This is a genomic window from Pseudoalteromonas sp. c7(2019), from assembly GCF_011378625.1.
GTDB classification, from domain to species: Bacteria; Pseudomonadota; Gammaproteobacteria; order Enterobacterales; family Alteromonadaceae; genus Pseudoalteromonas; species Pseudoalteromonas arctica.
This window is the reverse complement of record NZ_WTKS01000004.1, coordinates 334512-361075: the sequence shown is the minus strand read 5'-3', so window position 1 is coordinate 361075 and position 26564 is coordinate 334512. Positions and strand designations below refer to the sequence as shown.

General features: G+C 39.4%; 25 protein-coding genes. 12 read left to right on the top strand and 13 right to left on the bottom strand.

Features of this window, described 5'->3' with window-relative positions; genetic code table 11:
- Positions 1-505: 505 nt before the first annotated feature.
- Genes GQR38_RS07090 through gpsA form a run of 4 tightly spaced genes read left to right on the top strand, consistent with a single transcriptional unit; the run spans position 506 to position 2757 of the window.
- Positions 506-937, top strand: a complete 432-nt coding sequence (locus GQR38_RS07090) for a rhodanese-like domain-containing protein (protein WP_002957784.1) — start codon at positions 506-508, stop codon at positions 935-937.
- Positions 938-968: 31 nt separating this feature from the next.
- Complete coding sequence (gene grxC, locus GQR38_RS07085) at positions 969-1226, top strand: glutaredoxin 3 (protein ID WP_002957783.1); 258 nt, start codon at positions 969-971, stop codon at positions 1224-1226.
- Between the two features lie 34 nt (positions 1227-1260).
- Positions 1261-1746, top strand: coding sequence for a protein-export chaperone SecB (gene secB / locus GQR38_RS07080; RefSeq protein WP_007582825.1), 486 nt, complete (start codon positions 1261-1263; stop codon positions 1744-1746).
- Between the two features lie 3 nt (positions 1747-1749).
- A complete protein-coding gene (gpsA, locus tag GQR38_RS07075) occupies positions 1750-2757 on the top strand; it encodes an NAD(P)H-dependent glycerol-3-phosphate dehydrogenase (protein ID WP_007582822.1) in 1008 nt (335 codons plus the stop codon).
- A 69-nt stretch (positions 2758-2826) separates the two neighbouring features.
- Here gpsA and trmL read toward each other — a convergent pair whose 3' ends face one another.
- A complete protein-coding gene (gene trmL / locus GQR38_RS07070) occupies positions 2827-3291 on the bottom strand; it encodes a tRNA (uridine(34)/cytosine(34)/5-carboxymethylaminomethyluridine(34)-2'-O)-methyltransferase TrmL (RefSeq protein ID WP_007582820.1) in 465 nt (154 codons plus the stop codon).
- 161 nt (positions 3292-3452) lie between these two features.
- Between trmL and GQR38_RS07065 the strand changes: the two genes are divergently transcribed.
- Complete coding sequence (locus tag GQR38_RS07065) at positions 3453-4319, top strand: cation diffusion facilitator family transporter (RefSeq protein ID WP_165722175.1); 867 nt, start codon at positions 3453-3455, stop codon at positions 4317-4319.
- Here GQR38_RS07065 and GQR38_RS07060 read toward each other — a convergent pair.
- From GQR38_RS07060 to GQR38_RS07050, 3 genes are read right to left on the bottom strand one after another with little or no spacing between them, the layout of a single operon-like run.
- Positions 4279-5226: an alpha/beta fold hydrolase gene (locus GQR38_RS07060; protein WP_165722170.1), complete on the bottom strand. Its 948-nt coding sequence runs from the start codon at positions 5224-5226 to the stop codon at positions 4279-4281. The genes GQR38_RS07065 and GQR38_RS07060 overlap by 41 nt on opposite strands.
- A gap of 3 nt (positions 5227-5229) precedes the next feature.
- Positions 5230-6645, bottom strand: a complete 1416-nt coding sequence (locus GQR38_RS07055) for an ATP-binding protein (RefSeq protein WP_024590618.1) — start codon at positions 6643-6645, stop codon at positions 5230-5232.
- Positions 6623-7312, bottom strand: a complete 690-nt coding sequence (locus GQR38_RS07050; RefSeq protein WP_165722169.1) for a response regulator — start codon at positions 7310-7312, stop codon at positions 6623-6625. Before GQR38_RS07050 ends, GQR38_RS07055 begins: the two co-directional genes overlap by 23 nt.
- A 165-nt stretch (positions 7313-7477) precedes the next feature.
- Between GQR38_RS07050 and GQR38_RS07045 the strand changes: the two genes are divergently transcribed.
- The gene (locus tag GQR38_RS07045; protein WP_007586148.1) at positions 7478-7966 is read left to right on the top strand and encodes a Spy/CpxP family protein refolding chaperone; all 489 of its coding nucleotides are present in this window, start codon (positions 7478-7480) and stop codon (positions 7964-7966) included.
- Between the two features lie 71 nt (positions 7967-8037).
- Here GQR38_RS07045 and yacG read toward each other — a convergent pair whose 3' ends face one another.
- From yacG to nadC, 8 genes are all read right to left on the bottom strand, one after another.
- On the bottom strand, positions 8038-8268 hold the full coding sequence (gene yacG, locus GQR38_RS07040; RefSeq protein ID WP_007586146.1) for a DNA gyrase inhibitor YacG: 231 nt from the start codon (positions 8266-8268) through the stop codon (positions 8038-8040).
- A gap of 114 nt (positions 8269-8382) precedes the next feature.
- Positions 8383-10059, bottom strand: a complete 1677-nt coding sequence (pilB, locus tag GQR38_RS07035; RefSeq protein WP_165722168.1) for a type IV-A pilus assembly ATPase PilB — start codon at positions 10057-10059, stop codon at positions 8383-8385.
- Between the two features lie 126 nt (positions 10060-10185).
- Complete coding sequence (gene coaE, locus GQR38_RS07030; RefSeq protein WP_165722167.1) at positions 10186-10827, bottom strand: dephospho-CoA kinase; 642 nt, start codon at positions 10825-10827, stop codon at positions 10186-10188.
- Position 10828: 1 nt separating this feature from the next.
- A complete protein-coding gene (locus GQR38_RS07025) occupies positions 10829-11722 on the bottom strand; it encodes an A24 family peptidase (RefSeq protein WP_165722166.1) in 894 nt (297 codons plus the stop codon).
- Between the two features lie 153 nt (positions 11723-11875).
- Positions 11876-13105 (bottom strand): type II secretion system F family protein, encoded by a 1230-nt coding sequence (locus GQR38_RS07020; RefSeq protein WP_165722165.1) that lies wholly within the window; start codon positions 13103-13105, stop codon positions 11876-11878.
- 87 nt (positions 13106-13192) lie between these two features.
- Positions 13193-14536, bottom strand: a complete 1344-nt coding sequence (locus GQR38_RS07015) for an O-antigen ligase family protein (protein ID WP_165722164.1) — start codon at positions 14534-14536, stop codon at positions 13193-13195.
- A 63-nt stretch (positions 14537-14599) separates the two neighbouring features.
- A complete protein-coding gene (locus GQR38_RS07010; RefSeq protein ID WP_165722163.1) occupies positions 14600-15016 on the bottom strand; it encodes a pilin in 417 nt (138 codons plus the stop codon).
- 483 nt (positions 15017-15499) lie between these two features.
- The gene (gene nadC, locus GQR38_RS07005; protein ID WP_165722162.1) at positions 15500-16351 is read right to left on the bottom strand and encodes a carboxylating nicotinate-nucleotide diphosphorylase; all 852 of its coding nucleotides are present in this window, start codon (positions 16349-16351) and stop codon (positions 15500-15502) included.
- 329 nt (positions 16352-16680) lie between these two features.
- Between nadC and ampD the strand changes: the two genes are divergently transcribed.
- Positions 16681-17235 (top strand): 1,6-anhydro-N-acetylmuramyl-L-alanine amidase AmpD, encoded by a 555-nt coding sequence (ampD, locus tag GQR38_RS07000; protein WP_165722161.1) that lies wholly within the window; start codon positions 16681-16683, stop codon positions 17233-17235.
- A 13-nt stretch (positions 17236-17248) separates the two neighbouring features.
- Complete coding sequence (gene ampE / locus GQR38_RS06995) at positions 17249-18100, top strand: beta-lactamase regulator AmpE (RefSeq protein WP_165722160.1); 852 nt, start codon at positions 17249-17251, stop codon at positions 18098-18100.
- Between the two features lie 164 nt (positions 18101-18264).
- Here the strand turns inward: ampE and GQR38_RS06990 are convergent, their stop codons facing one another.
- Positions 18265-18717 carry a transposase gene (locus GQR38_RS06990; RefSeq protein ID WP_165722159.1) on the bottom strand — a complete coding sequence of 151 codons (453 nt, stop codon included), beginning with the start codon at positions 18715-18717 and terminating at the stop codon, positions 18265-18267.
- A gap of 636 nt (positions 18718-19353) precedes the next feature.
- Between GQR38_RS06990 and pdhR the strand changes: the two genes are divergently transcribed.
- From pdhR to lpdA, 4 genes are all read left to right on the top strand, one after another.
- Positions 19354-20103, top strand: coding sequence for a pyruvate dehydrogenase complex transcriptional repressor PdhR (pdhR, locus tag GQR38_RS06985; protein ID WP_007586129.1), 750 nt, complete (start codon positions 19354-19356; stop codon positions 20101-20103).
- A gap of 90 nt (positions 20104-20193) precedes the next feature.
- A complete protein-coding gene (gene aceE, locus GQR38_RS06980; RefSeq protein ID WP_010553346.1) occupies positions 20194-22860 on the top strand; it encodes a pyruvate dehydrogenase (acetyl-transferring), homodimeric type in 2667 nt (888 codons plus the stop codon).
- Between the two features lie 10 nt (positions 22861-22870).
- On the top strand, positions 22871-24790 hold the full coding sequence (gene aceF / locus GQR38_RS06975) for a pyruvate dehydrogenase complex dihydrolipoyllysine-residue acetyltransferase (protein ID WP_165722158.1): 1920 nt from the start codon (positions 22871-22873) through the stop codon (positions 24788-24790).
- Positions 24791-24965: 175 nt separating this feature from the next.
- Entirely contained in the window at positions 24966-26390 is a 1425-nt protein-coding gene (lpdA, locus tag GQR38_RS06970) for a dihydrolipoyl dehydrogenase (RefSeq protein WP_007586124.1), read from the top strand.
- Positions 26391-26564: the final 174 nt, after the last annotated feature.

The following is a 26564-nucleotide window of genomic DNA, read 5'->3' as shown; positions in this document are numbered from 1 at the left end:
TCCCTGCTATCGTTGAATGACACCTTGCAATACTGGAGGAGACCATATATGAACTCTGCTTGAGATAGATTTATTATCAAGAGTTCTTGTTAACTATATATGGGGGGCTTTATCGTTTTTTAAACGTCTCTAAGTGCTCCTAAACTCGCATTTTAGGTTGGTTTGGGTATACTTGCGTGGCTAAAGTACAAAATCCTTAAAATATTAGGGCGTGTTGCACTTTGGTGGTTGAATTTGCAGCAGTATGTTTGGTTTTTAGGCAAGGCAGAGCCTATGAAGTGTGGTTACTCCCCATAAATAGGCGATAACGTAGCATAAATACCAAACATACGCTGCCCGTTGGGTTCTTTCTAGGGACTATTATCTCTTTGTTGCTCGGTTTTTACTTAGCCCACTAGGTTACAAATCTCGCGCCGCGATTTAATCGCCCCTAGATTGAACAAATTTCAATCCACAAAGGCCAACACGCCCTAGGTTTAAAACATAATTTCATAGTGGAAGTAGAATGGATCAATATATTGAATTTATTACAAATCATCCCATTTTAAGCCTTGCTTGGGTTGGTATTGTTTTCCTTATTGTTAGTGGCTGGATAAAGAGTAAGCTTTCAGCTGTTCGTCAAATAAATCCTCAGCAGCTTACGTTACTTATTAACCGTGATGACGGTCAAGTAATCGATATACGTGCGCAAAAAGAGTTTAATGCAGGGCGTATTTCTGGTGCTGAGCACTTAAGCCCAGAGAATGCGAAAAAATCTGACTTTTCAAGCCTTGAAAAGTACAAGACTAAACCCATTATAGTTGTATGTACTACAGGTATGACTGCCCAAGGTACTGCAGCCGCTATGAGTAAAGCTGGTTTTGAACGAGTTTACTTATTAGCAGGTGGCATGGGTGCGTGGCAATCTGCCAGCTTACCAACTACAACAGGTCGCTAATCAGTTTAGCTAGGCCGATAGAGGATTTATTATGAGTAATGTTGTTTTATACACCAAGGCGTATTGTCCATTTTGTCAGCGTGCTCTTTCGCTTTTAAACAGCAAAGGCGTTGAATACACAAATTATGATATTGGTGTACAGCCTGAGCTACGCGATGAAATGATTGCCAAAGCAGGTGGTGCAAGCACAGTACCGCAAATTTTTATTAATGATGAACATATCGGTGGCTGCGACGACATGATGGCTATTGAAGCGCAAGGTAAACTTGACGCTAAGCTAAACGCTTAATTTAATTATAATAACGAACAAGTTAGGAATAACAATGAACGAAGAAAATCAAAACGTAGCAGCTGCACAAGACGGCGCACAATTTACTATTCAACGTATTTACACTAAAGATGTATCGTTTGAAACGCCAAACTCTCCAGCTATTTTTCAAAAAGAATGGACGCCAGAAGTTAAGCTAGACCTAGATACACGCTCTAATAAACTAGACGAAGGTGTATTTGAAGTTGTTTTAGCGCTAACTGTAACCGCTTCTCTTGGTGAAGAAACTGCGTTCTTATGTGAAATTCAACAAGCAGGTATTTTTACTATTGCTGAAGTTGAAGAAGTGCAACTTGCGCACATGCTAGGTGCATTTTGTCCTAACGTGTTGTTCCCATATGCACGTGAAGCTGTTTCAAACCTTGTTAACCGTGGTACTTTCCCACAGCTTAACCTTGCGCCAGTTAATTTTGATGCGTTATTTGCACAATACATGCAACAACGTACTGCGCAAGCTGACCAGGCTTCAGCAGACGCATAACTTATGAGTACAGCAACTACAGCTGTTACTGTATTAGGGGCGGGGTCTTACGGCACCGCCCTTGCTATTTGTTTAGCCCGAAATGGTCACCACGTGACACTTTGGGGAAGAAATAGCGACGACGTTGCCACGCTTGCAGCTGAGCGGAAAAATCAACGTTACTTACCTGATGCTCCTTTTCCAGATACTCTTACTCTTGAAGCTAACTTACAACATGCCGTTGCTAGCAGCGCTATTGTACTTGTTGTTGTGCCAAGCCATGCTTTTGGCGACACACTTGCGCAGATCAAACCTGCATTGCAAGACGGTGCTAAAGTAGCGTGGGCAACTAAAGGGCTTGAGCCTAATACTGGACGTTTGTTACAAGAAGTGGCTTTGCAAGAATTGGGTGATGACATTCCACTTGCGGTACTGTCGGGTCCTACGTTTGCAAAAGAAATGGCGATGGGGTCACCTACAGCTATTTCAGTGTCTTCTACGTCGCCTGAATTTGCTCAGCAGCTCGCTGATTTACTTCATTGTGGTCGCTCATTCCGTGTGTATAACAATGATGATTTTATTGGTATACAACTCGGTGGTGCGGTTAAGAATGTAATTGCCATTGGTGCCGGTATTTCGGACGGTGTTGGTTTTGGCGCTAATGCGCGTACCGCACTTATCACCCGAGGCCTTGCAGAGCTTACTCGTTTAGGTTGCGCTCTTGGTGCTAAGCCAGAAACCTTTATGGGAATGGCAGGCCTTGGCGATTTAATACTAACGTGTACAGATAACCAATCACGTAATCGTCGATTTGGTTTAGCGCTGGGTAAAGGCGAAAGCGTCGATGCTGCTATTGAGTCAATTGGTCAAGTAGTTGAAGGCTTTAGAAATACCAAAGAAGTGTATTTATTAGCGCAGCGTAGCGGTGTAGAAATGCCGATTACCGAGCAAATTTATAAAGTGCTTTATGAAAATAAAGATATGAAAGAAGCTGCAATGGCGCTATTAGGCCGAGAGCAACGTTCTGAATAATTTTATAAGCGTTTATAAAACTAAAAAACCGACGTTATGTCGGTTTTTTGTTGTTTAGCTCAAAGCTATTTACTGCGCGTTAGGAAAACCCAACTGGCGCCACGACTCGTAGACAAACACAGCTACTGCGTTTGACAAGTTCATGCTGCGGCTATTGGCTTGCATAGGAATACGCACACGCTGCTCTTTTGGCAGTGCTTGGATCATATCGTCAGGCAAGCCGCGAGTCTCTGGGCCAAATACCAAGCAGTCACCCGCTTCGTAACTTGCTTCATGGTGAAACTGACTACCTTTGGTTGTACATGCATATATTTTTTTTGGTTTACATTTTTCAAGGTAATCTTCAAATGAGGCATGGCGTTGAACATGACTAAATTCATGATAATCAAGTCCTGCACGTTTCACGCGCTTATCGTCCCACTCAAAACCTAGCGGCTCAATTAAATGTAATGCATAGCCGGTATTGGCACATAGGCGAATAATATTACCAGTGTTAGGCGGTATTTCAGGTTGGTATAAAACAATATCCAGCATAATGAGCCTTATAAAATAATCTGTAGTTTGACGAAGGGCAGTATACACGAAACCTTTTAAAAAAATGATATACTCACACTATTGAATACTCCTAATTATCGGATTAAAACGTGCATAACCGTAGCTACGAATTTTGGGTTAAAACTTCAAGCATTGTTACCATGGTAATGGTTAGTTTAATGATTGGCGCAAAAACATGGGCATGGCTGGCTTCTGGCTCTGCCTCAATGCTTGGCTCGTTAACTGATTCGTTAATGGATATAACAGCCACCGCCATGAGTTTTTTAGTGTTAGGTTACGCACTGCGCCCAGCAGATGATGACCATAGATTTGGGCACGGTAAAGCTGAAGCACTTGCTGGACTTGGGCAAGCCGCGTTTATTGCAGGCTCAGGTTGCCTACTTGCTTTTCATGGTATTGAGCGATTATTTAACCCTATACAGTTAAGCCATTCTTTATTAGGTGTGTGGGTAAGTATTTTTGCTATTGCGTGTACGCTCGTCATTGTATTTGTACAAAACAAGGTGGTTAAATACACCGATTCAATTGCTATAAAAGCCGACTCAGTACATTACAAAGGTGATTTAATATTAAATGCCGCTGTGCTATTAGCTATTTTGTTAGCTTATTATGGTGTGTTGTATGCCGATCCTGTTTTTGCGATAGGTGTAGCGGGTTACTTACTTTATAACAGCTGGGATATTGCTCGCGATAGTGCCGATCACTTAATGGATAAAGAACTGCCAGATGATGAAAAGCAAAGCATATTTGATATAGCCAGAGCCCATGCTGATGTACATGGTGTGCATGATATTCGTACGCGCCAAGGCGGAAAAGTTAAGTTTATCCAAATGCACTTAGAGCTTGATGATCATTTAAGTTTGATTCGCGCACATAACGTAGCTGATGAAGTAGAGGCAATGCTTAAAGAACGCTTTGAGTCTGAGGTAGATATACTGATCCACCTCGACCCTTTGTCGGTACTTGTTAAGCCGTCACCGACTCACAAAACTGATACAAGCTTTTAAGCAATGGCTGGCGTATTTCATCACGTTCAAAAAACAGCTCGTGTTTAGCGCCTTCAAAGCTTTTAAGTACAGTGTTTACGTGCCTGTTTGCTAATTTATATTGGGCATTGTTATCAACCACTTCGTCGTTTTGCGCACTGGCAATATAAAGTGGAATAGTCACGCTCAAGTTATCCACAGAAGTTATAAATGCAAACGTCGCATTTAGCCAGCCGTAAGTAACACCGCCGAGCTGTAGTAATGGCTCTTCTTGATATGTTTGCCTAAATAGCTCGTAACGTACTGGGCTGCTGGTCAATACATTTGTAGCAAACTCATCGGGTATGTAATCGGTTTGCCCTAGTGCGTAATTGTCTTTTTGGCCCAAAAGGGTAGCGGTACTTGCTATTAATTTAGCTAAAGGCTTTGGTGTATTTTTTGTATAAATATCAAGCATAGGCGCTGATAAAAACGCGCCACTAAAATTGTGTTCAAAATGCGCAAGATAATCAAATGCTATGGCGCCGCCCATTGAATGACTCACTAACACCTTTTTACCTTGCCAATGAGTATCCACTATTTGTGTATTAAATAAGTTTAGGTCTGCGCTGTAATCTTTAAATTGATTAACATGGCCTTTGTGCTTATTTAGTAGGTGGCGATAAGAGCGGCCTTGTCCTTGGTGATCGGCTATGAATATGGCAAAATTATTGTTATATAGCTCCCATAACAACTCTTTATATTTATCTAACCCTTCAAGGCGCCCAGAGCTTATTACAATGGCATTTTTGGCTTTATCTGGTATGGCATAAGCATAAAATAATTCCCCGTTAGGTGTATCTAAATAAGCTTTAATTAGCGTGTTTTTATAAAAGTTATTAATTGTTATTTGGTTACTTTTAAGCTCACGCTCACTACTATAAAACATGCTTTACTCTTTTATTAATGGCAAGGTTATATTAGCACATAAGCCACCTAGTTCTTTATTTGATAATACTAAACTGCCGCCATGCGCAGTAATAGCATTTTTAGCAATCGCAAGACCTAACCCCGTGCCACCACTTACGCGATCCCGCGCATCTGATTGCCTAAAAAAGGGCTCGCAAAGCTTGCTCAGTTGATCATCTGGCACACCAGAGCCATCGTCACATATTTCTATATAAATGGCATCAGCATGCTTTAGAGTAATACTAATCGTATTATTTGCGTATTTAATGGCGTTGCGAAGTAGGTTTTCAAGCGCACTGGCAATAAGGCCTTCGTCGCAATTAATGTTTACGTCTACAGCGCCCACTATATTTAGCTGCTTATTATTTTGTTTTGCTTCAAACTGCGCATCGTTAATAACGTGATCTACAATTATTTGTAATGATTGTTTTTGCAGTGAAAGCGCTTGGCTTTTTGCTTCTAAGCGAGAAACTTGAAGCACGTCGGCAATCATCTTATCGAGTTGGTTTGCTTCTTTTTCTATGCGTAATAAATACGATTGGCTAGCGTCGTTAGCTTGCATTTGTGCAAGTCCGGTAGCCATTTTTAAACGTGTAAGAGGCGATCGTAATTCATGTGATATGTCGGCTAATAAGCGTTTTTGTGAGCTGATTAAAAGCTCTAACTGATTAGCCATGCTGTTAAAATCTCGCCCTAGTATTCCTAGCTCATCTTTTCGGTTTACAGAAATGTCGGCTCTTGCGCTTAGGTTACCCGCTGATAGTTTAATTGCCGCTTTTTTAAGGCTATTTATAGGGGCTATTAAGTTACGGCTAAATACAAAGCTTAAAATGAGAGATGCAACAATTGCGATGACTATTTTCATCCAATTAGGCATAAGCTTAAAGCGCATTATTAGCGGTGGTTGATGGTTAATATCTATTTCGTAAAGATAAAAACTCCCTTCAGGCACGTTTATATTAACAGGGCCGAAGGCTTGATATTTTTCAGTGAAAATAATTTGCGGTGACATATTTTGAGTGAAGTTTAATAAACTTAAATCGATGCTCTCTGGCACCTCTTTACTACTAAGAGAGTCCTCGCTTTGAGCTGCGCTTAAGTATAAAAGTTTACGCTTTGATAGGCGAGGGTGTACTAATACTTCGCTTAGGCTGCGCTTATGTTTAATAGCAGTGCGCTCAATACTTTTGGCGGTGTATATTAGGTTTTTTTTCATCGGGCCATAAAGTGGCTCGTTAGATACCGCATTAATAGCGGTTATATTACTTAAAAATATAAGCGCTGCTACGGTGCCGATTATAGTTAACCAAAACCAAATAAATACTTTAAAAAACAGGTAGTGCCCAGGATGTTTTAACCAAGCAAAGTAAGTGCTTTTATTCGCCTTGGATAAAGACATAACCCGTACCTCGCATTGTTTTAATTCGCTCACCTGGAATATGCTCAGCTATTTTTTTACGGATATTACTTACATGCATATCGATAGAGCGATCAAAAGAAGCTAAGCGCCTGCCTAGCACTTCTTCGCTAATTTGCTCTTTACTAACCACTTCGCCTGCATTTTTACACAATAGTGTGAGTATTTCGTACTCTGTACCAGTAAGAGTCAGTGTAGAGCCGTCGATTGAGGCCTCTCGCGCTGCAAGGTTAACAGTAATACCATTAACGAGTAACTTACTCGTTGTGGCTGCATTTAAGCTATTAATGTGCTCTATACGGCGTGTTATCGCTTTTACGCGGGCTAGTAATTCACGATGATTAAAAGGCTTTGGTATGTAATCGTCAGCGCCTAGCTCTAGGCCAAAAATACGGTCAAAGTCTTCACCTTTTGCAGTAAGCATTATTACCGGTGTGAGTTTTGTTTGCCTAAGTTGTTTAAGTACTTCAAAACCATCAAGCGTTGGTAACATTACATCTAGCAATATAAGGGCGTAGTCATTTGTTTGTGCTAGTTTAAGGCCCTGCTCACCGTCGTGTACGCTTTGTATTTCAAACCCTTGGGCAGTTAAATACTCACTTAATAGCTCGCAAAGGCCAGTGTCGTCATCAATCATTAATAGTTTCATTTACAAACCCTTAGAGTTGTTTATAGCGTTATTTTACCCGCTAAATAGTGCAAAGGTGAATCTTTACACAACCTTTACACTGCTTTGCGTTACTTTGCATTGAGTTAGGTATAGTTAACTCACTGGCTTAGCAGCCACAACCAACCCAATATTAAGGTAATGATTATGACTAAATTAAATACACTTTCAAAATTAGTACTTATCTGTGGCTTAGCAACAGCAACGCTTGGTGCTGGTAGCGTATTAGCTAAAGGCGACGGACATAAACAAGGCCATTCTCAAGCTCGCTTTTTACTTTCTGAGCGCGGCGTTGAAAAATTAAGCTTAACAGATGAGCAGCAAACTAAGCTAAAAGCTATTTTTGAAGCGCAAAAAACACAGATGAAAGCGTTGCGTGGCGACGATAAAGAAGCCCGTAAAGCGATGCGTGAAGCGCATAAAGCTAAAATGGATGCGTTACTTTCGGCGGCAACATTTGACGAAAATGCAGCAAAAGAGCTATTAAATGAACGTCATGAAAAAGGTGATCAATTTGGTTTAATTAAACTAAAAACGCAGCACCAAGTAATGCAAGTTCTTAACGCTGAGCAAAAAGAGAAATTTGCTAAAATGCAAAAGCGTATGAATAAAAAGCACAGTAAACAAAAAAGTTAATTATACTTTTTGTAAATACTAAAAAACCAGCTTAATGCTGGTTTTCGTATTTAGGGCATAATGAAGATAAATTACTTAAAAAAGTCATCTTCATTTTTAGCCAGCATAGCTTCAATATCTTCAATCATGTCTTGGCTAAACTCTTCAGCCGAGGTGATTGGTGCAGAAATTCTGTTATTTTCAAACGACCATTCACCTAAATCAATTAGCTGACAGCGCTTTGAGCAAAAAGGACGAAATGGGCTTTGCTCTGACCATTCAACTTTAGTTTTACAGGTTGGGCAGTTTACAATAGTAGGCATAATTTACTCTTTACAATCTTTTTCTGCATTTTACATTACTTAGATATGAGTCTCTAGGTATAAGTAAGGCTCTGAATTTAGTGTTCAGAACCTTGTAACTTTTACTATGGACCTTTAAAAATTAGTCACGCGATTAATTTCACCAAGGGATGTAAGGCCATCGGCTGCTTTGCGTAAACCTGATAAACGTAAATTATTAAATCCAGCTTTAAGTGAAACGTCAGCTATTTCAAGCGAGTTACCACCGCGCATAATAATTTGGGCAATTTCAGGGGTAATTTGCATTACTTCGTAAATACCCACTCGGCCTTTATAACCATCGGTACAGCTATCACACCCTTTAGGCGTATATAACGTCATTTCTTCAACTTGTTTGGCGCTAAATCCTTGGCGAGCCAGTTCTTCACTCGGAAGTTGTTCTGGCGTTTTACATTTAGGGCACAAACGACGTGCTAAACGCTGGGCTATAATTAAGCTGATCGAACTTGCTACGTTATAAGCCGGCACACCCATATTTAATAAACGGGTGATTGTTTCCGGTGCTGAGTTTGTATGCAATGTTGATAAAACCAAGTGACCTGTTTGCGCCGCTTTTATTGATATTTCTGCGGTTTCTAGGTCACGTATTTCACCTACCATAACTACATCAGGATCTTGACGTAAAAATGCGCGCAGTGCGTTGGCAAAAGTCATATCGGCTTTAATATTAATTTGTACTTGGTTTACACCTTCAAGGTTAATCTCAACCGGATCCTCCGCAGTACTAATATTGCGCTCTGGCTGGTTTAATATATTTAAACCTGTGTATAGCGATACTGTTTTACCAGAACCCGTTGGCCCTGTTACAAGTATCATCCCTTGAGGCTGGGCAAGTGCATCCATATAGAGCTTTTTCTGCTCAGGCTCATAGCCTAATACATCAATACCTAACATAGCGCTTGATGAATCAAGGATACGCATTACTATTTTTTCGCCCCACAAGGTAGGCATGGTACTTACACGAAAGTCGATACTTTTGCGTTCAGTGATTTTTAGTTTTATACGGCCATCTTGCGGTTTGCGTTTTTCGGCAATATCGAGTCGTGACATAACCTTTATACGTGCAGAGAGCTTGGTTGCTAAGGTATTAGGCGGGCTTGCCACTTCATGCAAAATGCCATCAATACGAAAGCGAATACGGTACTTGTGCTCATATGGTTCAAAGTGTAAATCAGAGGCGCCTTTTTTAATGGCATCCATTAAAATTTTGTTGATGTATACGATGATAGGCGCATCATCTTTATCGTCATCTTGTGGTGCTGTATCTCTTTGGCTTTCTGAATCTAAATCAGCAAATTCCTGAAACTCGTCATCAGTTAGATTTAAGCTGCCAGTGGCATCTAGTAATTGCTCGATTTTGGTATCGAGTTGAATATAATCAACAACAACAATTTCGCATGAAAGACCGGTACTAAACTCAAAGTTTTCGAATGCGCCGTAATCTGTTGGGTCTGATGCTGCTATATAAACTTTTCGATCTTTTTGAACAAGCGGCAAAATGTGATGTTTACGTATAAGTTTTTCTTTTACGAGATCGGCCGGAATTCTTGTAGGATCAAAGTCTTTTAAATCAAAATAAGGTACGCGAAACAGATCAATACATTGTTCAGCTAAATCTTTACTATCGATTTTTCCACATTTAGAAATAAGCTCAGCTGTTGAGGCAAATTCATTTTGTTTGTTTTTAACCGTGTCGGCATCAATGCGGCCAAGGGTTATAAATTTTCTCAATAACGGTGAGTTAATATTCATTGCGCACCTGTTTTATTCCTTCAATAGTAAGCAATTTATCAGAAAAAAGAAGGTGATTACATCACCTTTCATTCTTTGTTGTGATTTTACTAACTAAAATACGAGTTTGTGTGAGTTAGGACAGTGTTAATGTGAGTTAGTTTTGTTGTGTAATGCATATTGTAGGTACTTTTTATGAAGATCAACAAGTTCTATATGCACTAGGTTTAAACTACGGTCGTTATTTAAAATATCATCTGCTTTTTGTTGTTTATCGGCACGTGACATTTGCGAGGCAATAATACTTTTAACTTGCTCACTACTTGTGTTGTCACGTTTTACTGTACGCGCTATTTGTACTGAGGTTGGTACGTCAATAAGTAAGGTATGGTCGCAATATTTATCAAGGTTGTTTTCAAACAATAAAGGCGCTACTAAAACAACATAAGGGCTAGTTGCATTATTTAAATCGTTTAGTGTTTTTATCCGTATAAGAGGGTGCAGCAACGCATTAAGCCATTCTTTGTCATTGTTGTTAGTAAATATTTTTGCACGCAGCTCTGCTCTATTTAATGTGCCATCGGGTAGTAAAATATGTTCACCAAAGTGGGCTGTAATCGCTTTTAGCCCTTTGCTATTAGGGAGTACTACTTCACGCGCAATTATATCGGCATCAACTATTGTAATACCAAGCTTTTCAAACATGTTACTGACGGCCGTTTTACCACAGCCAATACCGCCTGTTAAACCTAATACCCAGCTGTTTACATTAGTAATTTGCTCACTCATTTTAATAACCTATTAAATTAAAATAAGCGCCTTGAATTTGGTTGCCCCAAAGCATTGCAATCCAGCCAGCTATCGCTAAATAAGGCCCAAAAGGGATAGGGGTCGCTTTGTCTTTACCTTGTATGCTCAGCAGTGCAATACCTATAATGGCACCCACTACGCTCGAAAGCAGAATAATAGTAAGTAATGACTGCCAGCCAAGCAAAGCACCAAATACAGCAAGCAATTTAAAGTCGCCATAACCCATGCCTTCTTTACCGGTTAATAACTTAAATAGCCAAAACACACTCCATAAGCTTAAATAACCGCAAGCAGCACCAATAATGGCATCGGTTGGTGTAATTGTGTAACCCATAACAGAGGCAATAAGTGCAAGCCATACCAGCGGAAGTGTAAGTTGATCTGGCAGCAGCATGTGGTCAATATCAATAAAGGTCAGTGCTACCAATATCCACGTTACAAAAATATATAAAAGGGCTTGCTCGGTCGCACCAAAACTATAGGCAACAATTAAACTTAATAGGGTAGTAATTAGCTCTACAGCAGGGTATCGGGCCGAAATAGGATTACTGCAACTTGCGCATTTACCTTTTAATATTAACCAACTAATAATAGGAATATTTTGCCAAGGCTTAATGGCAGTTTTACATTTAGGGCAGGTAGAGTTGGGTTTTACTAAATTAAAAGGCTCATTGATATTGGCTTGTTTAGGTTTATTCCCTGTAAGTTCATCTTCTAACAGTAGTCTGCATTCGCTTTGCCACTCACGTTGCATCATTAGCGGTAAGCGATAAATAACCACATTTAAAAAACTACCAATACATAAACTTACTAAGCCAACTGTTATTAAATAAAACCACAATTGGCTTTGCATTACTTCTATAATACTTTGCATCATATTACCTGAAAATTATTTTAAAAATTAAGCGTTTAAAAATTAAGTGAAGTATTTATCACAAAGAGAAATAAAAGAGAGGACATTAATAGCTATACCTTATCAAAAAGTAAGCCTTCTCTTTTATTTCCTGTGAATTGTTATTTTTGGTAATTAAATAACAGAGCCAAGTTGGAAAATAGGTAAGTACATAGCAACAATCAAGCCACCAACAAGTACACCTAGTACGGCCATAATAAGTGGCTCAAGCAGGCTAGAAAGGCCATCTACTGCATCATCAACTTCTTGTTCGTAAATAGTAGCCACTTTCGCGAGCATGCCATCTAGTGAGCCAGACTCCTCACCAATAGCGACCATTTGTATTACCATATCAGGGAATATTTTTGAGTTACGCATTGCCCAGTTCATCTGATTACCAGAGCTTACTTCAACTTTTATATCTAAAATAGCATAACGATAAACAGCATTGCCTGAAGCCCCTGCAGCAGAGTCAAGCGCATCAACCAGCGGCACACCAGCAGCAAAAGTGGTCGAAAGAGTTCGTGCATAGCGTGCAACAGCTGCTTTATTTAAAATCATACCTATAACAGGGAGTTTAAGTATGGCTCTGTCTGTAGCATCTCTGAGTTTTAAACTTCTGAGCTTGGCTTCTTTAAAAGCGTATCCAAAAGCAAACATTCCAATAAGAATCATCCACCAGTATGCTTGCATAAAGTCAGATATACCAATTACAAATAAAGTAAATGCAGGAAGCTCTGCACCAAAACCTGCAAAAATATCTTGAAACTGGGGCACTACAAATATTAGTAATATTGAGGTAACAATACCGGCAATTACTAATACCGAAATAGGGTAAAACATTGCTTTTTTTATTTTTGACTTCAATGCTTCAGACTTTTCTTTATAAATAGCGACACGATCAAATATTCTATCAAGCGCACCTGACTGCTCACCTGAGGCTACTAGGTCACAATATAAATCATCAAAGTAGCGGGGGTGTTTTCTAAGCGCTGTAGATAATGGCTGGCCCGCTTTTACTTCATCGGCAATAGTCTCCATTAGTTTCCTGATGCTTTTATTAGTCGAACCAGTGCCAATCATTTCTATAGACTGTATTAATGGTACGCCGGCTAATAACATTGTTGCAATTTGGCGAGTAACTAGTGCGATATCCTTTGGCGTTATTTTTTGAACACTTTGAATACCGAACAACGGTTTTGCTTTACGCTTCACTTTTGAGGGAGTGATACCTTGCTTGCGAAGCTGAGCCTTTACTAATGCAATACTATTGCCTGTAAGCTCACCTTCAAGTTTTTTCCCTCGTGCACTTACACCGACCCACTGAAAGGTATCGAGGCCTTTATCTTGTTGTTTTTTTGCCATTAAGAGTACCCAGCTGAATTTGGTTTAAAACTTCATTATTATAAGCATAACTTAAACTAATGATTCTTGGTAGAAAAGTTGAGCGCTTTAAAATCGTTGCCCAACGGACCAAAATCTAGGCCCGTAAATGTAGCCCTTATCAGGATCAATATTATTATAAATACTTATCGCTTTTTGTAAGTAAAGGTACCATGCAAAAACAAATAAAATGGTTACTAAAGCTTTTAAGTATTTATTTATGGAAATGCTTTGGATACTTTTTTTATTGATTCTACCAAGTAGCAACCCCCACATTATAAATAAGAATGTTTGCGATACTGGCATTACATGCACGCCAGAAAATAGTGAGTATGTAATACCTATAGCAAAAGAGTAAAAGAGGCTTTCAGTAATGATATCTTTTTTATGACATTTCAAATGTGTTATGGCTTTTTTAAAGGTTGTACAAACAGCAGTTAAAATACATATAAGAGCTATAAGGCCCCACTCATTTAAAATTTCAATTAATGAATTATGAGGGTGACTGTAAGGAGCTGAACTTCCAAGTGACATTTCAAATACTCCAGGACCATTGCCGATAAATAAATGCTTTAAAGATAGGTTAGAAAGAGTATTAAACCACAGGTCGATACGGCCTGAGGAGGATGTGCGTAGTATTTCAGCACCTCCTCTATTTAATGAATCCAAAACATAAAAAGTAATACAACTGAAAACAAAGCAGACTAATCCGATAAGTACTTGTTTTTTTAATGTAGTTTTTAAAGCAAGGGCAAAAATAGAAAAAGCTAAAAATGAGAGTAAGGCCCCACGAGCTTGGCCAATAAATATTAATAATAGGTTTAAAAACAAAATAATAAATACAATGCGCTGAATGCTTTTAAACTTTAGGAGTAGCACCAAAAAGGGAAGAATAAACACCTGTACTTGGTTAAAAAAGCGAATGTTAATAAAACCTGAGTAGATTATGTAGGGGTTTAAGGGTTGTTGTTCAGATAGCGTAAAAATTATATTAAGTAGACATATTAAAATGAGGCTTGTATGGGTTATCAGTAATGCATAAATAATAAATAAAATAGACCTTTTGTCATTTATGGTACTTACGTAATACATAGTTAAAATAAGTAAGCTTATATGAAACGTGTACAGCAGACTAAAACTTTGCTCCTTACTCATCAACGCAGATAAGCAACCACTGAAAATAAAAATTAAGTACAACACACTGCTTTTTTTATTTAATGAAAGCTTAAAAGTAGGTTTTTTATTACCTAAAAAAGCAGTAAGTGTTATAAAGCTTAGGCTAAGTAAGAAAGCCATTTGAATGATGCGTTGGTGGTTATGGTAATCGTAGGAAGCTATTGGTATTAAAGGTATTAGCGTACACAGAAAAAAAAAGCTGATGAGCAATGGTTTTATTATATTTACCGCATTCATAAGTGTTGATTCTTACGCATTAAAAAAGCGCCAAACTAGGCGCTTTTAGTAATCAATAAATGATTAAGAATGAGGGCAGCTTTTAGGGGCTAGTTCAGTAGCATCACCACTTAAACCTGTAGTTGCACATGACCAACCACCAGCATCAGTTCGAGTCCATTTAATTATTGCACCTTGTACTTGGGTTGGTGCATTTAATACAGTGCACTGGATACCTGTAGAAGTTGTTTCTATAGTGCAGTTTTTAGTAGTAGTTTCTAAACCAACAAGATCATTTGTTGGTGTAGTTCCGCTATTAGAAGTAATTTCAAAACCAGTTCTACCAGCTGATATTTCAGCTAAACCAGCAGTTAGTTTAGATGTTGCTTGATAGTTCGAATACGCCGGCAATGCGATCGCAGCCAAAATACCGATGATTGCTACTACAATCATTAATTCAATTAGGGTGAAACCCTGTTGTTTTTGAGTCATTGTTTTCATGTTTCCTCTCCTAAAGGATAGATTTTTGTAACTTAAATCACTTAAGCGGCAAAATGCCTCACTTAATTTAACCGATTTACTTTACAGTTTTACTTAAAATTAATTTTATTACACTTTAGCTTTAGAGTATGAAACACAAAAGCCGTATGTGAATTCATTATGTTTAGTACTAGCTATAAAAGTTTACTAAGAGCACTACATGTTGTAGCAACAAATAGTATAGGCATAAAGTAAGTAGTTTAGTTGCTTTAGTTTTTAATTATGTCTTTAAAAACTAAAGGTACTAGTTATTTATGACTACCTTTTAAAATAAAATAGTACAACAGAATTAGTCTACCATTTTATTTTAGTATTTAGCACGTATCTTCTTATAAAAAAGCGATTTTATTTAACAAAATGTTACAAAGTAAGCCTTTCGGGTTATTTAATGCTTTTTTACTTAACTTGTCAATCGATTAGCGGTATTAATTGGCAGTTGTTGCTTTAAAATTGTTCAAAACGCATCGATAAATCGATTGATTGTAAGTTTTTTGTTAACGCTCCGCTTGATATAAAATCGACGCCGGCTTGTGAATAAGTTTTGAGCGTTTCTAGGGTCATATTGCCTGAAACCTCTAGTTTTGCGCGCTTGTTGGTCAAAATTACAGCTTGCTTAATTTGCTCTACGCTAAAATTGTCGAGCATAATTATGTCGGCACCAGCCTCAATCGCTTGCTTAAGTTCAGGGAGTGATTCTACTTCGACTTCGACAGGTTTGTTCGGGTGGTTTTGTTTAGCTTGAGCTACGGCTTTGTTTATTGTGCCACAAGCCGCTATATGATTTTCTTTAATTAAAAAAGCGTCAAATAAGCCAATGCGATGGTTTGCACCCCCGCCACATTTTACTGCGTATTTTTGAAGAGCGCGCAGACCAGGTATGGTTTTGCGTGTATCGAGTAGTTGCGTAGTTGTACCGCTCAGCTCTTTTACATAATGTGCTGTAGTAGTTGCAGTGCCTGATAACGTTTGCACAAAGTTAAGTGCTGTACGTTCGGCAGTTAATATTGAACGAGCCGAGCCAATAGCGGTAAATAATGTGCTATTTGCTTTAACTGCGTCGCCGTCGTTTATTGGTACATTAACTTTAACGCTTGGGTCTACTTGTTTGAATACTTCAAGGATGATGTCTTTTCCACAAAAAATGCAGTCTTCGCGGGTGATTACTTTTGCGTTGGCTTGCTCGCTCTGAGGGATAAGCTGCGCGGTAATATCGCCTTCTTGAGCTGTTTGATAATTTAGATCTTCGTCGAGTGCAAGAGTGACAAGTTGGCTAACTAAAGAGTGCGGGATAGACATAATAAAAGCTCATAAGCGTTAATAAATTAAGCAAATTTTACTATGTTTATAAAAGAAAGAGAAGCGATTGCCTTTTCGCTAATATAAAGATAAGCGCTTGAAGTAAATTCCTACCTACGTATGGGTTTGAATTATCTGTAGGTGAGGTTTTATACCTCGTTTTTAATTTCAAAAGTTATGTTACATGAGTGGATGTAAATTCGCACCTACGTGTGGGTTTGAATTATTTGTAGGTGAGGTTTTATACCTCGCTTGTTACTATCATTTTTTTAATAAATCCATTAGCATCAGTGCTATGTATATCTTGATATTTATATAATAAACGTATCATGAAAATAGATTTAAACGGTGTTTTAAGTACTGTAGCGCAGCGGCCTTGTTCGCATTTTGATGAGCGACCTGATGAGGCTGATATTTCTTTATTGGTGATTCACAATATATCATTGCCAGCAGGGCAGTTTGGTACACCTTTCGTTGATGAGTTATTTATGGGTAGCATTGATTGCAATGCTCATTCGAGTTTTAGTGACTTAAAGAATTTACGTGTATCGGCCCATTGCTTTATAAAGCGCACCGGTGAGGTTATACAATATGTGCCTTTTGATAAGCGCGCTTGGCATGCAGGGCAGTCTGAGTTTGACGGGGTACCTGCTTGTAATAACTTTAGCATTGGCATTGAGCTTGAAGGTACCGACACCACGCCATATTCTTTAGCGCAGTACAAAACATTAACTATTATTAGTAAATCTATAATGCAACGCTATCCAAAAATTACCCCTTCGCGTATTGTTGGGCATTGCGATATTGCCCCAGGACGTAAAACAGATCCTGGCAGTAGCTTTAATTGGCCATTGTTTTTTAATATGCTTGAACAACTAAGTTAAGAGAGTTATTCCCATGATTTTAGTTTCTATAATAATTGCATTAATACTAGAGCGCTTAGGCGCTCGGTCTAATTACTGGCAGATAAGTTATTACGCAAATGGTTATTTAAATCGCTCTAATAAATTACTTGGTGATAAGGGCTTATTTAGCTCAGCACCGGGCTTTTTAATTTGGCTTTTACTTCCAGTGATTGCGATGGCACTAATTTATTGTTTGTCAGATTTTGTATTGTGGCAGTTGGGCATTAATATCGCGGTGCTTTTGGTTTGCTTTGGTTGTGCTAAGCAGCGTGCTTTATATAAGTCGTACTTAAATGCGTTAACGCGAGATGATGGTACTGCTGCATCTTTATATGCGTTGCAAATAGGTCAAAAGCGCACAGAAGGCATCGATGGTGGCGAAACCTTTGGGCAAACATTGGCGTGGGTAAACTTTAGATTTTACTGTGCGGTTATTTTTTGGTTTGTTGTTTTAGGCGCGCCAGGTACGGTTTTATATGCACTGGTACGTACTTTAGCTGATTTAGTACGAGAAGATCATAAAGTAATATTTGCTAAGCGTTTTAAACTTATACATAAACTATTGTTTTGGCTCGACTGGTTACCTGCACGTATTACCAGCTTTGGTTATTTAGTAATAGGTAACTTTAATAAAGGCACAAGCTGTTGGCTACGTTACGTACTTAACTTTAAATCTCCAAACCGAGAAGTAGTAACATGTACTGCACTTGCTGCAGAGCAAGTTGAAAAGCGTTATTACGGCTGTACCTACGAAGCCACTTGTATGATTAAGCTTGTTAAGCGCAATGTATTATTTTACTTAGTACTTATAGCACTACTTACATTATTTGGTGGACTATCGTAGTCGCGATTTTACATCGCGCATTGTGTTTTTCGGTTGGGAGGTTAGTTGCCAAATGTCGCGGGGTAAACCCGCTGCTACGATATTGCGTAGTCGCGATTTTATATCGCGCATTGTGTTTTTCGGTTGGGAGATTAGTTGCCAAATGTCGCGGGGTAAACCCGCTGCTACGAGTTTAGATAAATACTATCCCAATATGGGTAGTCTGCAATATTTTCTATTAAATTTGCACGCAAAGGGTTTGCGACTATGTATCTAGCACAGCTATTTAAGTCTTCGGTATTTCTTATTAAGTGATCATAAAACCCTTTTTGCCAAAGCTTTTGTCTGCCAAATTGTCTATACACCGTGGCTGAGCGTCCTTTGAAGCTTCTAATTATCTCACTTAATGTTGCGCTATCGGATAATTGTAATAACCAATGAATATGGTTTGGCATTATCACGAAAGTATTTGATTTAATCAGTTGCTCTCTCTCTAATCCCCTCATTTCATTGATAATAGCTCTATTAATTATTAAGCTTGTGAATAGGTTGTTTCGCTCATGACAAACCAGTGTAATAGCATAATAGTGGTTTGCTTTTGATACTCTTCCCTTTCGTAATAAATATGAACGATGCATAACATACCCGTATTTTAGCAATCACAGACCCACGAATTTAAAGCATATGCAATTTTTATAAATTTGCGTAGTCGCGATTTTACATCGCGCATTGTGTTTTACGTTTAGGTAATTACTTGCACAATAATCGCGGGGTAAACCCGCTGCTACGATATTGCGTAGTCGCGATTTTATATCGCGCATGTGTTTTTCGGTTGGGTAATTGTTTGCACAATAATGGCGGGGTAAACCCGCTGCTACGATATTGCGTGATCGAAATTTTATATCGCGCATTGTGTTTTATGTTTAGTTGACTGATCGTGTGTAAATTGCAGCTATTTCTTTGGTACTTTTATCCTGTTATTAATTTCTTTAATAAATTCAACTAGAGTTAACACTCTATTTTTCTGGTCAGACCAATTGTTTCCATCCTATTAACGTTATAACAATTTTTGTAAATTGCGCATTGTTTAATCTTCGTTCAAAATGCGTTACGCTACTTTAATTGCTCAAATTACCTGTAAATTGACAGCTAATAAGGTTTTTGATACCGTATTGAAAATTTTTGGTATGACCAATTTACCTTTTGGGTAAATCATACTACTCAAAGCCCCGCTTTATGGGCTCTTGGTATTTATACAACGCGGACGTTGATTCATGTCTTTAAAGATCAAAGCAGCAAAGTTATCTGATGTTATTTTACAGCAACTCGAGAACATGATTCTTGAAGGCTCGTTAGCACCAGGTGAAAAGTTGCCACCAGAGCGTGAACTAGCAAAGCAATTTGAAGTGTCTCGCCCGTCACTGCGCGAGGCAATTCAAAAATTAGAAGCGAAAGGTTTAGTTACGCGTCGCCAGGGTGGCGGCACGTTTGTAAAAAATCAGCTCGAAGAAGGGCTTACTGATCCACTTTTTGATTTGATTAGTAAACACCCTGAGTCGCAGTTTGATTTACTTGAATTTCGTCATGCATTAGAAGGGATTGCTGCTTACTACGCGGCACTGCGCGGGACCAGCAACGATTTTAGCAAAGTGAAAGAAAGCTTTGATAAAATTGCCCTCGTTAATGATGATTTACAGCAAAAAGCAAAAGCAATTAATGCATTTCACTTTAGCGTGGCAGAAGCTTCGCATAATGTGGTGTTACTGCATTTAGTAAGAGGCATGAAAGCGCTGCTTGAGCAAAATGTATTGCAAAATTTAACTGTTTTATTAAAAAAGTCAGATATTAGCAGTCAATTAGCCCAACACAGGCGTTTATTAATGGATGCCGTTATTGACGGTAATCCAGAACAAGCCCGTTTAGCAAGTAATGCGCACTTAGCATTTATCGAAGAAGCACTACTTGAAGCAGGCAAAGAACATTCGCGAATTGAACGTAGTTTAAGACGCACTAAACAAAATTAAGTTAGTACATAACTACTTTGAACACACAAATTAAGTAGCTGTGATATTAAATTAACAATATTCGTATTTTAAACATAAGGAAACCTCCATATGTCTGAAGTCAATAAAATTGACGTAGACGCGCTAGAAACACAAGAGTGGTTACAAGCTCTTGAATCAGTTGTGCGCGAAGAAGGTGTTGAACGAGCTCAGTTTTTACTTGAGCAAGTATTAGAGCAAGCCCGTTTAGACGGCGTTGATATGCCAACGGGTATTACCACGAACTACGTTAATACTATTCCTGTAGATCAAGAACCTGCTTACCCGGGTGATGTAAATCTTGAGCGTCGTATTCGTTCAATTATACGTTGGAACGCGATTATGATCGTTCTACGTGCATCTAAAAAAGATCTCGACTTAGGCGGCCATATGGCGTCTTACCAATCATCTGCTGCATTTTATGAAGTGTGTTTTAACCACTTTTTTAAAGCACCAAATGATGTAGACGGTGGTGACTTAGTTTATTACCAAGGTCATATTTCTCCTGGTATTTATGCACGTGCATTTGTTGAAGGTCGTTTATCGGCTGCACAACTAGATAACTTCCGCCAAGAAGTTGATGGCGAAGGCTTACCATCGTACCCACACCCTAAGTTAATGCCTGAATTTTGGCAGTTCCCTACGGTATCAATGGGCTTAGGTCCTATTTCGTCTATATACCAAGCACGCTTCTTAAAATACTTAGATGGTCGTGGCTTAAAAGATACTAAAAACCAACGTGTATACGCGTTTTTAGGTGACGGTGAAATGGATGAGCCAGAATCACGCGGTGCAATCTCTTTTGCTGCACGTGAAAAACTAGATAACCTTTGTTACTTAGTTAACTGTAACTTACAGCGTTTAGACGGCCCAGTTATGGGTAACGGTAAAATTATTCAAGAGCTAGAAGGCTTGTTTAAAGGCGCTGGCTGGAACGTAATTAAACTAGTGTGGGGCAGCGGTTGGGATATTCTTCTAGCTAAAGACACAACGGGTAAATTACTACAGTTAATGAACGAAACTGTGGATGGCGATTACCAAACATATAAAGCGAAAGATGGCGCGTACGTACGTGAAAACTTCTTTGGTCGTTACCCAGAAACAGCAGCACTTGTTGCTGACATGACAGATGACGAAATTTTCGCGCTTAAGCGTGGTGGTCATGAGTCATCAAAATTATTTGCTGCATTTAAAAAAGCAGAAGACACTAAAGGCCGTCCAACTGTAATTCTTGCTAAAACTGTAAAAGGTTACGGCATGGGTGAAGCAGCTGAAGGTAAAAACATTGCGCACCAAGTGAAAAAAATGGACATGTCGCATGTTGCACATTTACGTTCACGCCTTGGTCTTGATGATTTAGTATCTGAAGAGCAACTTGCAGAACTACCTTATTTAGAGCTTGAAGAAGGTTCACCTGAGTATAAATACCTACATGCTCGTCGTGATGAACTTAAAGGTTATACACCTAAGCGTATACCACGTTTTAGTGAAAAACTTACGTTGCCAGAAGTAGACGCGTTTAAGCCGCTACTTGAAGAACAAAAACGTGATATTTCAACCACTATGGGTTTTGTTCGTGCACTTAATATCTTATTAAAAGATAAAGGCATTGGTAAAAACATCGTACCAATTATTGCCGATGAAGCGCGTACATTTGGTATGGAAGGTTTATTCCGTCAAATCGGTATTTATAACCCGCATGGCCAAAACTACACGCCACAGGATCGTGATATTGTTTCTTACTATAAAGAAACTGTATCAGGGCAAGTGCTTCAAGAAGGTATTAATGAGTTAGGTGCAATGTCGTCATGGGTTGCTGCTGCAACTTCATACAGCACTAACGATTTACCAATGATCCCGTTCTACATTTACTACTCTATGTTTGGTTTCCAACGCGTTGGTGACATGGCATGGATGGCGGGCGATCAACAAGCACGTGGTTTCTTATTAGGTGCTACTGCGGGTCGTACAACGCTAAATGGTGAAGGCTTGCAACACGAAGATGGTCACAGTCATATTCTTGCTAATACGGTTCCTAACTGTATTTCTTATGACCCAACTTACGCGTTTGAAGTAGCGGTTATTGTACAAGACGGTATTCGTCGTATGTACGGTGATGACCAAGAAAATATTTACTACTACCTAACGCTTATGAACGAAAACTACCATCAGCCAGCTATGCCAGAAGGCGCTGAAGAAGGTATTCGTAAAGGTATTTATAAGCTTGAAAGTTACGAAGGTAAAAAAGCCAACGTACAGCTATTAAGCTCAGGTACTATTATGACTGAAGTACGTAAAGCCGCTACGATTCTAAGCGAAGAGTATGGCATTGCGTCTGACGTGTTCTCTGTAACGTCTTTCAACGAATTAACGCGTGAAGGTCAAGATGTTGAACGTTTCAACATGCTTAACCCTGAAGGCGAGCAAAAAACAGCATTCATCACAAGCGTATTAAACGACTCTGTGACTGTTGCAGCAACGGATTACATGAAAAACTACGCAGAACAAGCGCGTTCATTTATTCCAAGCAGCAACTACAAAGTGCTAGGTACAGATGGTTACGGTCGTTCTGATAGCCGTGAAAACCTACGTCGTCACTTTGAAGTTAACGCGGGCTACGTTGTTGTTGCTACGTTATCTGAACTTGCTAAACGCGGTGAAGTTGAGAAGTCAGTAGTTGTTGAAGCACTTAAAAAGTTCAACATCGACACTAACAAACTTAACCCACTGTACGCATAAGAGGTTTGCAATGAGTATTGAAATTAAAGTACCAGATATTGGTGACGACGAAGTAGAAGTAACCGAAATATTAGTAAGCGTTGGCGACAAAGTAGATGTTGACCAATCATTACTTAATGTTGAAGGCGACAAAGCATCAATGGAAATACCTGCTTCGCAAGCGGGTACAGTGAAAGAGATTAAAGTAAACGTTGGCGACACCGTTACAACTGGCTCTTTAGTATTTTTGTTTGAAGGCGAGAGTGAAAGCACTGGTGAAGAAAAAGCATCAGCCGCTGCTCCAGCTAAATCTGAAGAGGCAGCACCTGCTGCTTCTACAGGTTCTTCAACTAAAGAAGTAACCGTACCAGACATTGGCGATGATGAAGTTGAAGTAACTGAAATCATGGTTGCTGTTGGCGACACCGTTTCAGAAGAGCAATCTATCTTAAACGTGGAAGGCGACAAGGCAGCAATGGAAGTTCCCGCTCCATTTGCCGGTATAGTTAAAGAAATTAAAGTCGCCGCTGGCGATACAGTTAAAACAGGCTCATTAGTGTTTGTTTTTGAAGTAGCAGGAAGTGAATCTGCAGCACCGGCTAAAGAGTCGGCTCCTGTAGAAGCGCCTGCAGCTAGCTCAACAGCAAATGCAGCACCAAGTACTAAAGAAGTTAATGTACCTGATATTGGTGGCGATGAAGTTGAAGTAACTGAAATTATGGTTGCAGTTGGCGATACGGTTGAAGAAGATCAATCAATCTTAAACGTTGAAGGCGACAAAGCTGCAATGGAAGTACCAGCTCCATTTGCAGGTACAGTTAAAGAAATTAAAGTAGCCGCTGGCGATAAAGTATCGACTGGCTCATTAATTTTTGTATTTGAAGTTGCAGGCAGCGCGCCAGTAGCAGCACCTGCACCAGCTGAAAAATCAGCACCTGCAGCTGCGGCTAAAACTGAGTCGGCACCGGCTCAAGCGGCACCAGCAAAAGCAAGTAATGAAAGCTTCACAGAAAACAGCGCGTATGCTCATGCATCACCTGTTGTTCGCCGTTTAGCGCGTGAGTTTGGTATTAACCTAGCTAACGTTAAAGGCACTGGTCGCAAAGCCCGTATAGTTAAAGAAGACGTGCAAAACTATGTTAAAAACCTAGTTAAGCAAGTTGAGTCGGGTCAATTATCTGCAGGTAGTAGCGCTGGTGGTAGCGAGCTTGGTCTTATTCCATGGCCTAAAGTTGATTTTGCTAAGTTTGGCGAAATTGAAGAGCAAAAGCTGTCTCGTATTCAAAAGCTATCAGGCAAAAACTTACACCGTAACTGGGTGCAAATCCCACATGTTACACAGTTTGACGAAGCTGATATCACAAGCCTTGAAGTATTCCGTAAAGAGCAAAATGTGCTTAGCGAGAAGAAAAAGCTGGGTGTTAAAATCACGCCACTTGTGTTTGTAATGAAAGCAGCTGCGAAAGCACTTGCTGAATTTCCAAAATTCAACTCATCGCTTTCTTCAGACGGCGAAAGCTTAATCCTTAAAAAGTACATTAACATTGGTGTTGCAGTTGATACGCCAAACGGTTTAGTTGTACCAGTGTTTAAAGATGTTGATAAAAAAGGCATTATTGAACTATCACGCGAATTAATGGAAGTATCTGTTAAAGCACGTGACGGGAAGCTTACATCGTCTGATATGCAAGGTGGTTGTTTTACTATTTCTAGCCTTGGCGGTATTGGCGGTACGGCATTTACGCCGATTGTTAATGCACCAGAAGTGGCTATTTTAGGTGTGTCTAAATCTGAAATGAAACCTAAATGGAATGGCAAAGAGTTTGAACCAAAACTAATGGTTCCGCTGTCTATGTCATACGACCATAGGGTTATTGACGGAGCCTTAGCTGCACGCTTTACTGTGACTCTTGCAAGTTACATGAGCGATATTCGCCAATTGGTGATGTAATCGCTGGACAATGAATAGAATCAAATCCCAGCCAGTTGTTTTTAGCTGGGATTTTTACCATTTGCAATGATACAATCTTTGCACAAATTTGTGATCTGCTCTCACTTTCTGCCTTGCAGAAACATGGCAGTTAAACTTTAGGGCAGTGTCCCGTTCAAACAATTAAGGTAATAGCATGAGCAACGAATTAAAAACTCAAGTTGTTGTACTAGGCGGTGGTCCTGGTGGTTACTCTGCGGCATTCCGCGCTGCTGACTTGGGCTTAGAAGTTACATTGGTAGAATCTCGTGAAACATTAGGCGGCGTATGTCTTAATGTTGGTTGTATTCCTTCAAAAGCACTTTTACACGTAGCTAAAGTGATTGATGATGCAGCTGAAATGTCATCTCATGGTGTTACTTTTGGCGCACCAAAGATCGATCTTGACCAAGTTCGTACTTGGAAAGATTCTGTAGTTGGCCAGTTAACTGGTGGACTAGAGGGCATGGCTAAAATGCGTAAAGTGAAAGTTGTATCTGGTTACGGTAAATTCACTGGCAGCAATACTTTAGTAGTTGAAGGCGAGAAAGACTCTACAACTATCACGTTTGATAACGCGATTATTGCAGCAGGTTCTAAACCAGTTAACTTACCTTTCATCCCACAAGATGACCGTGTAATTGATTCAACTGGCGCGCTAGAGCTTAAAGATGTACCAGAAAAACTACTTGTACTTGGTGGTGGTATTATCGGTCTTGAAATGGGTACGGTTTACCGTGCACTAGGTTCTGCAATTGATGTTGTAGAATTTGCTGACCAATTAGTTCCAGCAGCTGATAAAGACATTATCAAAATTTACCAAAAATACGTAAGCAAAAAATTCAACGTAATGCTTTCAACTAAAGTTGTTGGTGTTGAAGCTAAAAAAGATGGCTTATACGTAACGTTTGAAGGTAAAAACGCACCAGCAGAACCTGTACGTTACGACAAAGTGCTTGTTGCAGTTGGCCGTACTCCAAACGGTAACTTACTTGATGCTGAAAAAGCGGGCGTAAACGTTGATGAGCGTGGCTTTATTAATGTTGATAAGCAATTACGTACTAACGTAAGCCATATTTTTGCAATTGGTGACTTAGTTGGCCAGCCTATGCTTGCGCATAAAGCGGTTCATGAAGGTCATGTTGCTGCAGAAGTTATTTCTGGTCAGAAGCATTTCTTCGACCCTAAATGTATTCCTTCGATTGCGTATACTGACCCAGAAATCGCTTGGGTAGGTGTTACTGAGAAAGAAGCAAAAGAGCAAGGCCTAAAAATTGAAACTGCGGTATTCCCGTGGGCAGCTTCTGGTCGTGCTATTGCATCATCTCGTACTGAAGGTTCTACTAAACTTATTTTTGATAAAGAAAGTGGCCGTATAATCGGTGGTGCTATGATCGGTATTAACGCGGGCGAAATGCTTGGCGAAATCGGTTTAGGTATTGAAATGGGTGCTGATGGTGAAGACTTAGCGCTTACTATTCATGCTCACCCTACATTGAATGAATCAATCGGCCTTGCAGCTGAAATTTTTGAAGGTTCGATCACTGACTTACCAAACAAAAAAGCAGTTAAAAAGAAGTAATTTAACTTTTTAGCATTTGTTTGAAAACCCAAGCCTGGCTTGGGTTTTTTTATGGGTGAAAGAGCAGGTTTTAAATTACAGTGTTTTAATTATGCGTAGGTGCGGCTTTATGCCGCGTTTTTTAAATTCAAAAAATTGCGCGAGGTAAACTCGCGACTACGGGGGCGCTTGTTA